Annotated in this window: 14 protein-coding genes; 5 read left to right on the top strand and 9 right to left on the bottom strand. The window is 45.1% G+C overall.

Annotated elements, in window-relative coordinates; all coding sequences use genetic code 11:
• Positions 1–14 precede the first annotated feature (14 nt).
• The 4 genes from thrC to xerD form a co-directional block, all read right to left on the bottom strand.
• Positions 15–1154, bottom strand: a complete 1140-nt coding sequence (thrC, locus tag G5T77_RS01725) for a threonine synthase (RefSeq protein WP_166136454.1) — start codon at positions 1152–1154, stop codon at positions 15–17.
• A gap of 57 nt (positions 1155–1211) precedes the next feature.
• Entirely contained in the window at positions 1212–2516 is a 1305-nt protein-coding gene (locus tag G5T77_RS01720) for a homoserine dehydrogenase (protein WP_005233480.1), read from the bottom strand.
• 127 nt (positions 2517–2643) lie between these two features.
• On the bottom strand, positions 2644–3456 hold the full coding sequence (locus tag G5T77_RS01715; protein WP_034703409.1) for a DsbC family protein: 813 nt from the start codon (positions 3454–3456) through the stop codon (positions 2644–2646).
• A 99-nt stretch (positions 3457–3555) separates the two neighbouring features.
• On the bottom strand, positions 3556–4473 hold the full coding sequence (gene xerD, locus G5T77_RS01710; protein WP_166136452.1) for a site-specific tyrosine recombinase XerD: 918 nt from the start codon (positions 4471–4473) through the stop codon (positions 3556–3558).
• Between the two features lie 176 nt (positions 4474–4649).
• Between xerD and G5T77_RS01705 the strand changes: the two genes are divergently transcribed.
• The 5 genes from G5T77_RS01705 to ftsW all read left to right on the top strand — a co-directional run bounded on the left by G5T77_RS01705 (position 4650) and on the right by ftsW (position 10014).
• Positions 4650–4910: a FeoA family protein gene (locus G5T77_RS01705; RefSeq protein WP_004787267.1), complete on the top strand. Its 261-nt coding sequence runs from the start codon at positions 4650–4652 to the stop codon at positions 4908–4910.
• Positions 4907–6763, top strand: coding sequence for a ferrous iron transporter B (locus G5T77_RS01700; protein WP_166136449.1), 1857 nt, complete (start codon positions 4907–4909; stop codon positions 6761–6763). The genes G5T77_RS01705 and G5T77_RS01700 overlap by 4 nt, the downstream gene beginning before the upstream one ends.
• A gap of 57 nt (positions 6764–6820) precedes the next feature.
• Positions 6821–7072 carry a DUF6587 family protein gene (locus G5T77_RS01695; protein WP_166136446.1) on the top strand — a complete coding sequence of 84 codons (252 nt, stop codon included), beginning with the start codon at positions 6821–6823 and terminating at the stop codon, positions 7070–7072.
• Between the two features lie 378 nt (positions 7073–7450).
• Positions 7451–8797, top strand: coding sequence for a UDP-N-acetylmuramoyl-L-alanine--D-glutamate ligase (gene murD, locus G5T77_RS01690; RefSeq protein ID WP_166136444.1), 1347 nt, complete (start codon positions 7451–7453; stop codon positions 8795–8797).
• Positions 8798–8817: 20 nt separating this feature from the next.
• Positions 8818–10014: a putative lipid II flippase FtsW gene (gene ftsW, locus G5T77_RS01685; RefSeq protein ID WP_004787257.1), complete on the top strand. Its 1197-nt coding sequence runs from the start codon at positions 8818–8820 to the stop codon at positions 10012–10014.
• Here the strand turns inward: ftsW and G5T77_RS01680 are convergent.
• The 5 genes from G5T77_RS01680 to G5T77_RS01660 form a co-directional block, all read right to left on the bottom strand.
• Positions 10003–10263 carry a zinc ribbon domain-containing protein gene (locus G5T77_RS01680; RefSeq protein ID WP_159124363.1) on the bottom strand — a complete coding sequence of 87 codons (261 nt, stop codon included), beginning with the start codon at positions 10261–10263 and terminating at the stop codon, positions 10003–10005. The two genes, ftsW and G5T77_RS01680, sit on opposite strands and share 12 nt — an antisense overlap.
• A gap of 56 nt (positions 10264–10319) precedes the next feature.
• The gene (gene gluQRS / locus G5T77_RS01675; RefSeq protein ID WP_166136442.1) at positions 10320–11240 is read right to left on the bottom strand and encodes a tRNA glutamyl-Q(34) synthetase GluQRS; all 921 of its coding nucleotides are present in this window, start codon (positions 11238–11240) and stop codon (positions 10320–10322) included.
• A 2-nt stretch (positions 11241–11242) separates the two neighbouring features.
• Positions 11243–11770 (bottom strand): RNA polymerase-binding protein DksA, encoded by a 528-nt coding sequence (dksA, locus tag G5T77_RS01670; RefSeq protein ID WP_004787252.1) that lies wholly within the window; start codon positions 11768–11770, stop codon positions 11243–11245.
• A gap of 208 nt (positions 11771–11978) precedes the next feature.
• Positions 11979–12791 (bottom strand): metallophosphoesterase, encoded by an 813-nt coding sequence (locus G5T77_RS01665; protein WP_166136439.1) that lies wholly within the window; start codon positions 12789–12791, stop codon positions 11979–11981.
• Positions 12788–13423 carry an NUDIX domain-containing protein gene (locus tag G5T77_RS01660; protein ID WP_104426962.1) on the bottom strand — a complete coding sequence of 212 codons (636 nt, stop codon included), beginning with the start codon at positions 13421–13423 and terminating at the stop codon, positions 12788–12790. Before G5T77_RS01660 ends, G5T77_RS01665 begins: the two co-directional genes overlap by 4 nt.
• Positions 13424–13473: the final 50 nt, after the last annotated feature.

Genomic DNA, 13473 nt, shown 5'->3' with positions numbered 1-13473 from the left:
TATTTCAATCTAAATTACATATTAGAAAGAATTGATTCACGAACCTGTTCTAAAGTTGCGTCAATTGAAAGCATTACGGCATCAGAACATTGTTTGATCGCAGTATCCGGATCTTTCAGACCGTTACCAGTTACAGTACACACGATCACAGAACCTTCAGCAATTTTACCTGCTTTAATGTCACGGATTGCGCCACCGATTGAAGCTGCAGATGCAGGTTCTACGAATACGCCTTCATACATAGAAAGAAGACGTTGCGCTTCCAGAATCTCGGCATCAGTCAGTTCATCGAACCAGCCTTTAGAATCACGAACAACCGCTTTCGCATGGTTCCAGCTTTGTGGATTACCGATACGGATTGCAGTTGCAACAGTCTCAGGATTTTCAACAGGTGCACCACGAAGGAAAGGTGCAGCACCAGAAGCCTGGTAACCTACCATTGTTGGCAGACCTTCAGGTTTAGGACCAGTGAAGGCATCAGTTGCAGCGTCGTAAACCACTTGCTCAAACTCGCCAGCAGGTTGATTCGCAACAGCTTCGGTATAACCCATCCAGTGCGCAGTGATGTTACCTGCGTTACCCACTGGCAGGCAGTGGTAATCTGGTGCACGGCCCAATTCATCCACGATTTCGTAAGCAATGGTTTTTTGACCTTGCAGACGGTACGGGTTGATTGAGTTAACAATCGTCACAGGTGCTTTATCAGAGATTTCTTTTACCAGACGCATACCGTCATCGAAGTTACCGCGGATTTGCATGGTGATCGCACCATACATCATCGCTTGCGCCATTTTACCCATTGCAATTTTGCCTTCTGGGATTAAAACGAACGCTTTGATACCTGCACGTGCAGCATAAGCCGCTGCAGCTGCTGAAGTATTACCTGTAGAAGCACAGATAATCGCTTTAGAGCCTTCTTCAACCGCTTTTGTTACCGCCATGGTCATACCACGGTCTTTAAATGAACCAGTCGGGTTTAAGCCCTCGTACTTCACATAAATTTCAACATTTTTGCCAATAATGCGCGGAATATTCGCAAGCTTAATCAGTGGCGTGTTACCTTCACCCAGAGAAACGGCTTTAGTAGTTGCAGACACTGGTAAACGGTCGCGATAGCGGTCAACTAAACCAGTATAACGATTGGCATTCGACATGATGATGTTCCAATTGTGTGTAGAGCTTGGCAAGGGGAGAGTGTCCCCTCGACCCGATTAATTATCAAGCGATTCTAAACGAATTCGTACAATTTCGCCATGAATGACAGGAAGAGCTTGAATTTGTTTTAACGCTTCATCCATTTTCGCTTCCTTGACTGGATCAGTCAGGATCACGATAGGAATAAGATCTTTCAGACGTGACTGCTGCAGAATCGCATCAATACTGATGCCTTCACGGCTTAGAATAGAGGTTACTTCAGCCAGTACTCCGGTTTGATCTTCAGCATTGATCCGGATGTAGTATCCAGTCGTCATTTCTTCACGTGGCAGGATTGGCAGGTCACTTAAGCTTTCAAAAGCCAGTTGCGGAATTGTACCAGCACCATCTTCAGTATAAGAAATATCACGTACGATATCCACGACATCTGCGACTACTGCAGAAGCTGTAGGACCTGCACCCGCACCTGCACCGTAATACAGTGTAGGACCAACCGCATTGGCTTGAACCAGAACTGCATTTTTCACACCATTCACATTGGCGATCAATTGCTCTTCAGGAATCAGGGTAGGATGCACGCGGAGTTCGATACCAGTTTCAGCACGACGGGCAATACCGAGGTGTTTGATACGGAAGCCCAAGTCTTCAGCATATTTCACATCTTGTGCAGTAATTTTGCTAATGCCTTCAGTAAAGACTTTATCAAACTGCAACGGAATACCAAAAGCAATAGAGGCCAGTAATGTCAGTTTGTGTGCTGCATCGATACCTTCTACGTCGAAGGTTGGATCTGCTTCTGCATAACCCAGTTCTTGTGCTTCTTTCAGTACATCAGCAAAGGCACGGCCTTTATCTCGCATTTCAGTCAGGATAAAGTTTCCTGTACCGTTAATGATGCCAGCCAGCCAGTCAATCTTATTGGCTGCCAGACCTTCACGCATCACTTTAATAATTGGAATGCCGCCAGCCACCGCTGCCTCGTAAGCAATTTGCACAGCGTTGTCATCGGCAAGTTTGAACAGTTCATTCCCGTGTTCAGCCAATAGGGCTTTGTTAGCAGTCACGACCTGTTTGCCATGCAGGATGGCTTCTTTAATCACTTCATAAGCAGGGTGAATACCGCCCATGACTTCAACCACCACATCTACATCAGGTTGACGTACGATGTCGAGCAGATCTGCACTTTGTTTGACTGATTCAGGTAGATCCAGATCAGGACGCGGACGACGCGTACCAACATGGGTAATTTGAATTTCACGACCGGTGCGACGTTTAATCTCAGCAGCATTTTCTTTTAATAGTTTAAGGGCACCACCACCCACAGTACCAAGACCGAGGATTGCCAGACGAACTGGTTTCACGTCACACTCCAAATATAAACAGTTTTTTACGAGAGCCTAGATCATAGCTAAAAAAGCGGCCTGACTCTAGGGTCATTTCAGAATATCTTCATCTATAAAATAAAGTTAAATAACTAATTAAAATGAGTTATTTAAGTCGATCCAATAATTCTGATGTGCTCATATAGCCACCGAGGTAAAGTCCTTCAGAACTGTATACGCCCGGCGTACCATTGACACCAATATTAAGACCCATTTGATATTGATCTTTCACAGGATTTTTACAAGTAGTCGGCGTGATAGATCCACCGGCAATGGCCTGGTCGAAGGCTGCGCGACGGTCAGAATTACACCAGATGGCTTCCATGGCAGGCATATGCTGCTCGCCACGTGGCCAGGCAATATAACGCACCTCGATGCCTTTGCTGTTCATTTCATCCATCTGTTCATGGAATTTGTGACAATATGGACAGCTGACATCGGTAAAGACATAGATCACGTGCTTGGTTTTACCTTTGGCTGGATAGATCAACAGGTCTTCAGCTTTAAGATTTGCAAAGATTTTCTTGTTCACGTCAGATTGCAGGGTTTCACTGACATTGTGCAGCTCTTTATCACCAAGACGAATGACATCGCCCTGAATCAGATATTTACCGTCATTTGTCACATAGACGGGTGCCATACCTTCCAGGCTGACCCAAGACATGTTGGGTACTTCAGTAGTTTTAATACCCGTGATTTTTGCGTTAATGCCGGCTTTTTTGAAATGACCTTCTAGCGTGGAAATCAGGCGTTGCTGTGCATTACGTTCGCTAAGGTTAGAGGCTTCACCCGTCGCCGGTGCACTTGCTGTAAGCGTATCTTGCTTTTTATCTGAATTATTTGAATTGGAACATGCGCTCAGTCCCAGACCGGTAGCAAGCAGACAAGCGATAAAAATTTTGGTGCGGGCAAATGTCATAATAACCCTTTTTTTCTTGGACTAAAAACAGAGCATTAGCATAGCAAAAAAAGATAGAGCTACGTCAAACTTCTCAGTTTATTCTATTCAAATCAGCTCCTAAGCCCGTGGATGATGGGTTGCATGCAGTTGCTGCATTCTAACTTGTGCCACATGGGTATAGATCTGTGTGGTGGATAAATCACTGTGACCTAGCAACATTTGTACTACCCGTAAGTCAGCGCCATGATTAAGTAAATGCGTGGCGAAGGCATGGCGCAAAGTATGTGGAGACAGTTCAGCCTGAATCCCGGCTTGTAGTGCGTAGCGTTTAATGGCATACCAGAAATTCTGCCGGCTCATGATGCCGCCATGCTGGGTGAGAAACAGATAATCAGTCGCTGTCTTATAAAGTTGCGGACGTGCTTCCTGTAAATATTTTTCTACCCATTCACAGGCCATCTGTCCCATCGGCACCAGACGTTCTTTATTACCTTTACCGACAATACGCAAATAGCCCTGTTTTAAATTAATCAGATCCAGACGCAGATTAATCAGTTCTGTCACCCGTAAACCACAGGCATAGAGGACTTCAAACATGGCACGATCACGTAAACCGAGGGCAGTATTAATATCAGGCGCATAAATTAACGCTTCGACATCAGCTTCAGACAGGTCTTTTGGCAGGGCACGGCCCAGCTTCGGTGTTTTATGGGCAGCGACCGGATTGTCGCTCCGCAGTTTTTGTTCCCGCAGGAATTTATAAAAAGAACGTAAGGCGGACAAACATCGTGCAATTGAACGTGGACTTTTTTGCTGTTTGGTCAGTTCAATCAGTACATCGGAAATATCATCATGGTTCCATTCTGGTAAAGGTTTAACCAGACATTCAGCACATTGGATCAGATCAGACAAATAGGCATTTCGGGTATGAGGGCTCACTGTCTGGGCAATCAGATAATCACGAAAACCCTGTAAGTAACTGAAAGCTTCAGGAATCTGAACTGGACTAGGAATGCGAGGTTTTTTATTCAGCATGATATTTAATGAAGATAATTTTTAAAAGCGAGAAGCCTGATTGCTATTCTCCACTCTAGTTTAATTTTACCGACATGTCGATGTGCTATACAGCCAAGAAGAAATGTAATTAATACTTATTTGTTAATTATTCTCATTTGTTTGTATACTGTACAAAAGTCTTAGGAATTTTCACGGTGCGTTTGTCTGATTTGAAAGCAAAACAAACTGCCATCATTCGAAAAGTTAATCGAACTACTGATGGTAAAGGCGCTTCCCACGATGTTGTGGCCAGTCGCTTGGAAACTTTAGGTTTTGTACCAGGGACTCAGGTACAAGTCATTACCAAAGGTATTTTTGGTGGGGATCCGATTCTTATTCAGGTGGGGTTTACGCGTTTTGCTTTACGAAAATCGGAAGCGGCCAAGATTGAAATTGAACAGGGAGCCGCGGCATGAGTGATACCTTACGTATTGCCCTTGTCGGTAACCCAAACTGCGGTAAAACTTCTTTATTTAACCATTTAACCGGATCTCGTCAAAAAGTCGGCAACTATGCCGGGGTTACGGTTGAACGTAAAGTCGGGAATTTTACGCTTCCTTCAGGCAAACCGGTACGTGTACTGGATCTGCCAGGAACTTATAGTCTGGATGCGACTAGCCCGGACGAAGAAATTACCCGTAATGTGGTTCAGGGTAAAATTGCAGAAGAAGGCCAGCAGGATACTTTCCTGTGCGTTGTAGATGCAACCAACCTAAAACTGCATCTGGGACTGGTACTGGAAATGATTCAGCTGGGTCGTCCAATGCTGGTGGTGCTGAACATGATGGATGAAGCACGCCGTCGCGGGATGCAGATCAATACCCAGAAACTGTCTGATCGTCTGGGTGTGCCGGTAGTTGAAACGGTAGCCGTGCGTACTTCAGGTATTGAAAACCTGAAAAATGCACTGGATAAAAACAAATTCTCTGCTCCGCAAACTGAACTCAGCGGTTTGAGTGGCGATCACCATCATCAGATTGCAAGCATTCTGAAAGATGTGGTGAATTACGCCGATCAGGAAGATAAACGTACTGATTTCCTAGACAAGATATTCCTGCATCCGGTATTGGGTCTGCTTAGCCTAGCCATCATGATGTTTGTGGTGTTTCAGGCGGTCTTTGCCTGGGCTGCGCCATTTATGGACGGAATTGAAACTTTCTTTGGCTGGTTGGGCGAGTACATGGGTGGACTGATCGCTCATCCTTTATTAAACAGCTTGGTGGTTGACGGGATTATTGCCGGCGCAGGTGGGGTCGTGGTCTTCCTGCCGCAGATTCTGATTCTGTTCTTCTTTATTCTGGTTTTGGAAGAGTCCGGCTATTTACCACGTGCCGCCTTCCTGCTGGATAAATTGATGTTTAAGGCAGGTCTTTCGGGCCGAGCCTTTATTCCATTATTGTCCAGCTTTGCCTGTGCCGTACCGGGAATTATGGCTTCAAGAACGATTAGTGACCCACGTGACCGTCTGACCACGATTTTTGTGGCGCCACTGATGACCTGTTCGGCACGTCTGCCAGTATATGCTTTGCTGATTGCAGCGTTTATTCCTGAGCAAACCGTTTGGGGCTTCATGAACCTGCAGGGTCTGGTGTTATTTGGTCTGTATATGGCCGGTATTCTGAGTGCACTGATTGTTTCCTTTATCCTGAAATTTTTCCATAAAGACAAGTCACAGCACATGCTATTGATGGAGCTGCCAAGTTACCGCTTTCCAGATGTGAAAAACGTCTGGATTGGCCTATTGGATCGCGGCAAAATTTTCTTGAAGCGTGTCGGCGGCATCATCTTTGCATTATCTATTCTGCTATGGTTCCTGTGTACGTTCCCGCAGCCACCAGAAGGTGCAACTTTACCGGATATCGATTATTCCTTTGCCGGGATGCTGGGCCATGTGATGCAACCTATTTTTGCCCCATTGGGCTTTAACTGGCAGATCTGTATTGCACTGATTCCGGCGATGGCAGCGCGTGAAGTCGTTGTGGCAGCATTGGGTACGGTTTATGCCTTGTCTGCAGTTGATGAAGATGCCATGTCTGAGGGGCTGGCGGCACTGATTAGTGGCGGTGGTGATCTGGGCTGGTCGATCGCGACCGGCTTGTCTCTACTGGTCTGGTTTATCTATGCGCCGCATTGTCTGGCGACTTTAGCCACTGTGAAGCGTGAAACCGGTTCATGGAAAACGGTCAGCTTTATGACCTTCTACCTGTTTGGTTTGGCATATTTCATGTCATTCCTGACTTATCAAATTGCATCACATTATTTGGGTTAAACTGGCTGAAGGGAAACCTTGGCTAGATCTGACTGATCATGTGAATGGGAGATTGAGATGATTGAAATTCTGATTGTAGCGGTACTGGTTGTCTGGAGTGCGCTCGTGGTATTTAAAAAGGTATTTCCGAATACTTCACGCTCAGTCTTCCAGAAGCTGTCTGATGCCTGTGCAGCCAAGGACTGGCACACGCTGGCGAAATGGTTAAAACCGGCTATGGCCAGTGGCTGTGGTGGTAACTGTGCCTGTCCGGCATCAGAACAAAGCTCAAATACAAAACCTAAAGCTCAGGCGGTGAAGTGGAAGTAAACTTTCATTCTGTTTAAGAATAAAAACTGAGTATGTAAATGAGTGAGGGAGTTTAGAAATAAGCTCCCTCATTTTTTATTTTTTAAAAACTTATTGATTTATCTGGGTGAGAAGAATCCACTATTTTTCTATATATGAATGGAAGCGTTGTCTGATTTTCCTTTCAAGTTATGGCTAGCATAGTCTTAACTTTTATTCCCATGATGACGCCAATAAAAGTTTATTAATTATTAAACCGATTAAAGATGAAGATTTAACGATATTTTTTTACGCCCTGACACAAAAAATGCCAGAGAAAGTCAAAACAGAAAAAGCATTCAAAACAGCAAAGTGCTACCATTTCGTCAGTTTTAAAATAGACTAGAAAATGGGGCGAAAATGTTAATACAACGTGGTGGATTAAAAGTCGTTGCAGGACTCGGGATTTCAGGTGTTGCAGCAGTCAATTTCTTATATGACCAAGGCTACCGCGTTGCAGTAACGGACTCAAGAGCCACCCCACCTGGACATGACCAGATTCCTGCGGAAGTACAGACCAGTTTTGGCAAGTTTGACCAGGATCTGTTACTCTCTGCCGAAGAAATTATCATCAGCCCGGGACTCGATCCGAAACTGCCTGAAATCCAGGCAGCACTGGCACAAGGTATTTCTGTGGTAAGTGAAATCCAGATTTTACGTCGTGCGACTGATAAGCCGATTGTGGCTATTACCGGTTCCAATGCCAAAAGTACAGTCACTACTTTAATCGGTCTGATGGCAGCGAATGCGGGTAAAAAAGTGGCAGTTGGGGGGAATCTTGGTCGTCCAGCACTGGATCTGACCAAAGATGATCCTGAACTGTATATTTTGGAGTTGTCGAGCTTCCAGTTAGAAACGACCTCAAACTTGCAGGCTGAAGTGGCTGTTGTTCTGAATATGAGTGAAGACCATCTGGATCGTCATGGCGACATGATGGGTTATCACACTGCCAAACACCGTATTTTCCAGGGTGTGAAAAAAGTGGTGTTTAATCGTGATGATTCACTGACCCGTCCACTGGTTCCAGATGCAACACCAATGCAGAGCTTTGGTTTGAATGCACCGGACATCAACCAATACGGTATTCTCAAAGATACGGATGGCACGATCTGGCTGGCCCGTGGCCGTGAACGTCTGCTCAAAAGTTCCGACATGTACATTCAAGGCACCCATAATGTGGCGAATGCTTTGGCTTGCTTAGCTTTGGGTGAAGCAATTGGCCTGCCAATGGACGTTATGCTGGACACTTTAAAAACCTTTAAAGGTCTGGAACATCGCTGTGAATTTGTTAAAGAGGTTAATGGGGTACGTTATTATAATGACTCCAAAGGAACCAATATCGGAGCAACGCTGGCAGCACTTGATGGTCTAGGCATGGCGATCGAAGTCCAAGGTGGCAAAGTTGCCATTATTCTTGGCGGTCAGGGTAAAGGTCAGGACTTTACTGCTTTACGTGACTCATTATCTAAGTATGCAAAAGTAGCCGTATTGATTGGTGTGGACTGCCCAATTATTGAAGAAGCGATTGCGGGTACGACTGAATTGATTCATGCAGAAAGCCTGCAGGAAGCAGTAGAAGTTTGCCAAAAGCGCACTCAGGCACATGATGTCGTGTTATTGTCTCCTGCATGTGCAAGTTTTGACATGTTCTCCGGTTATCCGGAACGTGGTCGCAAGTTTGTGGCCTATGTGAATGAACTCAATTAAGAATAACAAGGATTCGTGATATGGCTGAGTTTGCTCAGACTGCGATCAATAAAATTAATCAATTTTATCAGCAGTGGGTACCTAAGTTACCCGCTGAAGTTAATCCGCGTAATGTGCTGATTTTTTGTGTGCTGGCTTTGCTGTGCATCGGTTCGATCATGGTGGCATCGGCTTCGATGCCTTATGCGGAACGGATGCATGAGAATGCTTTCCATTATGTGACCCGACATGCGATCTCGATTCTGGTTGCGGCGGGTGCAGCCTTTTTAGCCTATAAAGTTCCATTAAAAGTCTGGTTCAATAACACTTTCTTTTTATGGATTATTACCATTGTTTTGCTGGTCGCCGTACTCTTTGTCGGGACTGAAGTAAACGGCTCCAAGCGCTGGATTCGGGTAGCCGGTTTTACCTTGCAGGCTTCCGAAGTCGCTAAGGTCATGATGGCGATTTTTACCGCTGACTATGTAGTCCGTCGTGCTGAAGAGGTTCGTAATAATATCAAAGGCTTGGTACGATTAAGTGCCATCATGGGTGCAACCGTTGGCCTGATTATTCTTGAGCCTGACTTAGGGGCAACAGTGGTAATCACCCTGACCATGCTCGGTGTATTCTTCCTGGCTGGTGCACCCTGGATTCAGTTCGGTGTCGCTTTTATTACTTTATTGGGTGCATTTGCTGCTGCGATTGCTCTGGAACCTTATCGTTTACAACGTTTATTGTCTTTCTCGAATCCTTGGGAAGATCCGCTCGGTACCGGTTATCAGCTTTCTAATGCCTTGATGGCGTTTGGTCGTGGTGAATGGACCGGAGTAGGGCTAGGCCATAGTATCCAGAAAATGTCATATCTGCCGGAAGCGCATACTGACTTTATGTTGGCGATCTTAGGGGAAGAATTTGGTTTCTTGGGTATTTCTACCATTCTGATTCTGTCCTTTACCGTGATGGTCTGCTGTATCCGGATTGGACATCGTGCCTTGCAGCATCAATACTTGCGCGCAGGTTATCTGGCTTATGGGATCAGTATCATTTTCCTGTTACAGATTCTGGTAAACGCTGGGATGAATATGGGGCTATTGCCAACCAAAGGTTTGACCCTGCCATTTATTAGTTATGGTGGTTCATCACTCATTGTCTGTGCAGTGATGATCAGTTTGATTCTGAAAATTGACTCAACGACTCAACAAGTTAATCCAAGTCGGGAAGAATCAAGCTTCTAGATTAGACGGACGCTGTGGATCGGGCTGAGCATGGTCAAGTACTGTGCTCGGCATGACAGTTCCACAATTCAGGCAACGCACAAAAGCACTTTTCGCCTTGGAAAGTGGAATCAGCGGAATAAAAAATAAAGAAAAATAATTACGCTGCTGTTTTAGTTCATACCCAGAACGAGTTCGGCAGACTGGACAAAGAAACTGACTTTTCTCAATGACCTTGGTTTTCGGTCCTACACCAAAAATAAAAAACATTTTTATGACCCTCACTCGCCTGTGTTATTGCTTTTAGCTTAAGTGAAAACCCGTTTTTATAAATAGTGACCTTGTAGCTCAGTTGTATGCGGGATTCGGGAGATATCCCATTGTGCGACGGCTTGTTCGAGCATACGAGCAGGGCGATCCAGTTCTACGGGCGCCTGACAGAGGGCTTGAAGTGCCTGTTGCAAGAGCAGGGGAGCTTGATCAAGATCCAGTGCTTGCGCCAGATTTTGCTTGGACAGTTTCTGGCCCTGATCATTCATTGCCAGTGGTAAATGCATATAGCTTAAACGCGGATAACCCAACAATTGACCCAGATAAATCTGACGTTCCGTGTTGTCCAAAAGGTCTGCACCACGGACTACATGGGTCATGCCTTGCAGATAGTCATCGACCACAACTGCCAACTGATAATTGATGATGCCATCACGGCGTTTTAAGACAAAATCGCCCAAGTCCTTTTTCAGTTGTGAGCAGTGTCGGCCTTGCAGACGGTCTTCAAAACAGATTTCAACATCTTCAACCTTGACCCGAATTGCCTGATGTTCAAAAGGCAGACCGAGGTCACGACAGGTGTCCTGATAAATATGATTGGAGCCCAGCATTTTGCGGGTACATTGACAGGCATAGACCAGACCCTGCTGACGCAATTGCTGGATCACATTTTCGTAAATATCCAGACGATCTTTCTGATAAATGATTTCACCATCGGGCTCGAATTCAAAAGCATCCATGGCACGTAGAATATGTTCTTCGCTGCCGGGATAAATTCGGGGGATATCGGTATCTTCAATACGGACTAGCCAGCACCCCTGATGGGCTTTGGCATCACAGTAGCTGGCGACTGCGGTAATGAGTGAACCAAAATGCAAAGGGCCGGTTGGCGATGGCGCGAACCGGCCCACGTAATTCTCTTCAGCTTTCCCTCCCTTTGATAAAGGGAGGGTCAGGGAGGGATTACTTAAAGACATACTTAACCGTTATTTTGCTTCTCTTTGATCTCTGCCAAAGTTTTGCAGTCGATACATAAAGTTGCAGTTGGACGTGCTTCTAGACGGCGCAGACCAATCTCGATACCACAAGTTTCACAGAAACCGTAGTCATCGTTTTTAATCGCTTCGATAGATTGCTCGATTTTGCGGATCAGTTTACGTTCACGGTCACGAGTACGAAGTTCGATGGCAAATTCTTCTTCCTGAGTCGCACGGTCGTTTACATCAGGGAGCGCAGTATTTTCGTCTTGCATCGTATTTAAAGTACGATCAACTTCTGACATCAGTTCAGCTTTCCATGCCATCAAAATTTGGCGGAAGTGTTCAAGCTGCCCTTCAGACATGTATTCTTCATTTTTTTTAGGTTGATAAGGTTCAATACCAAATAAGCTAGCAGTAGAACCACCCTCAGTCGTTTTCGGCTTAGATTTGCGCACACGTTTTGTAGGTTTTTCCTCTACAACATCAGTTTGTTCGTCTAAGACTTGATTTTGGTTGTCATTCGCCATTTAGGGCATTCCTCATCATATGCGTATGTAATACGCAAAAAATATGGTGATATGCAATTTTTATCCACCCTGTAGAAAGATTATCCTCCTACGGGGGTCGTCATCATATAGACTTTTTATGCTTTTTGATAGTCTTTGATGTCTGGATTATAGATATCACATTTCCTTTGGTTGCAATAAAGTAATTCAAAAAAAATAAAATGCAAAGTTAATAACCTGAAATTTCGGTATTAATATTTTGCTGGCTTAAGGTCACACGTTCGATATGTGTATCGAACTCCCCATTTTGTTTCAAATGTAATACACGATAGCCAGGTGCCGCCTGGTCTAGCGCGAATTCATCACTCTTGGGTTTGAACTGTACACTGGTCGATGGCGTCGATAAAAACTGGATACCCTGCCATTTATTGCAGGAATCCTGATGTACATGACCAAATAGAACCAGCTTCACATTCTGGTGCCGGGCCAGTACATCTTTTAGATCTTCGGCATTCTTTAGCCGGTGCTGATCAATCCAGTGCGACTTCATCGCAAAAGGATGATGATGGCAAGCTACCATCACATACTGATTACGATATTCAAGCAATAATTGGTCCAGCTGTGCCAGTTGAGCCTGTTCTACCCAACCATCTATCCGATCCCGGACTGCACTATTTAGTAAAATCAGGGTCCAGTTGCCAAAATGAATCGCATGAGCCTGATCTCGATCCTGATAAAAAGGAAAGACCAGAATGTCATCATGATTGCCCGGAATTTGATAATTGGGCACCTGACAGGACTGGATATATTTTAAATAACGTGTATAGGTTTCTGCGACCGGCACCTGTGCCAGATCACCGGTATGTACGAGTGCATCCATTTCTGGAAAATTATGTTGAATATGCTGCATGACTTCATGGAAGCTCTGCTCGGGATTCATATTCGCGAATTCCAGATTGGGCTGATCCATCAAATGGGTGTCAGAAATCTGGATAATGGTCCATTCTTGTGGCGATGCAGGATTGAATTGTTCCGATGTCATGTCTGCCCCCTTAAACCTGACGGGACAGCCTGTTGATGCTGTTGTAGCCATTGTAGCGCCATAATCACAGGCGCATTTCTGAGGCGACCATTACTCAGCAGGGTCGGAATATCGGCATAATCCAGAATGTGCAGCTGGATATTTTCCCCTTCATCCGGCATGCCAAAAACACCGCCTTCTTCAGGCAGTTCAGTCTGGGCGACATAAAGATGAAACAGTTCCGAGCAGGCACCGGCAGAAGGATAGAAACTGAAAAGATGCTGCAAGGAATCAACAGTACAGCCTGACTCTTCGAAAGCTTCGCGGCGAATACAGGTCTCAGGCGTTTCATCGCCATCCAGTACACCGGCAATGACTTCTAGTTGCCATGGCGTATCCTGATCATCCAGCCCACCAATACGGAACTGTTCAATCAAGCCGAATTTTTGCTGTTGATCGTTATACAGTAGTACCCCAGCAGCTTCAGGACGGTGGATGAGCTCACGCTGCAATGCAGGTGTATAAGATTCTTGATGGAAGACACGATGACGTAACGTGACTTTTTCCACCTGAATAAATCCCCGATATAAAAACTCACGGGCCTCTATCCTAAAATCTTTTTTATTATAAGAGGCTTGTTTAATAATATTCATAACTCAGAAAAGGATGAAATAACTTATTTTTTTCATCCTATCTGAGATTT

The sequence above is a fragment of the Acinetobacter sp. GFQ9D191M genome (assembly GCF_011174875.1).
Taxonomy (GTDB): Bacteria; Pseudomonadota; Gammaproteobacteria; order Pseudomonadales; family Moraxellaceae; genus Acinetobacter.
This window is presented reverse-complemented; position numbering and strand designations above follow the sequence as displayed.

Coding starts and splice junctions, on each gene's coding strand:
- thrC (WP_166136454.1), bottom strand. CDS start 1,154: ATGTCGAATGCCAATCGTTATACTGGTTTAGTTGACCGCTATCGCGAC.
- G5T77_RS01715 (WP_034703409.1), bottom strand. CDS start 3,456: ATGACATTTGCCCGCACCAAAATTTTTATCGCTTGTCTGCTTGCTACC.
- xerD (WP_166136452.1), bottom strand. CDS start 4,473: ATGCTGAATAAAAAACCTCGCATTCCTAGTCCAGTTCAGATTCCTGAA.
- G5T77_RS01700 (WP_166136449.1), top strand. CDS start 4,907: ATGAGTGATACCTTACGTATTGCCCTTGTCGGTAACCCAAACTGCGGT.
- G5T77_RS01695 (WP_166136446.1), top strand. CDS start 6,821: ATGATTGAAATTCTGATTGTAGCGGTACTGGTTGTCTGGAGTGCGCTC.
- murD (WP_166136444.1), top strand. CDS start 7,451: ATGTTAATACAACGTGGTGGATTAAAAGTCGTTGCAGGACTCGGGATT.
- ftsW (WP_004787257.1), top strand. CDS start 8,818: ATGGCTGAGTTTGCTCAGACTGCGATCAATAAAATTAATCAATTTTAT.
- G5T77_RS01680 (WP_159124363.1), bottom strand. CDS start 10,263: ATGTTTTTTATTTTTGGTGTAGGACCGAAAACCAAGGTCATTGAGAAA.
- gluQRS (WP_166136442.1), bottom strand. CDS start 11,240: ATGTCTTTAAGTAATCCCTCCCTGACCCTCCCTTTATCAAAGGGAGGG.
- dksA (WP_004787252.1), bottom strand. CDS start 11,770: ATGGCGAATGACAACCAAAATCAAGTCTTAGACGAACAAACTGATGTT.
- G5T77_RS01665 (WP_166136439.1), bottom strand. CDS start 12,791: ATGACATCGGAACAATTCAATCCTGCATCGCCACAAGAATGGACCATT.
- G5T77_RS01660 (WP_104426962.1), bottom strand. CDS start 13,423: ATGAATATTATTAAACAAGCCTCTTATAATAAAAAAGATTTTAGGATA.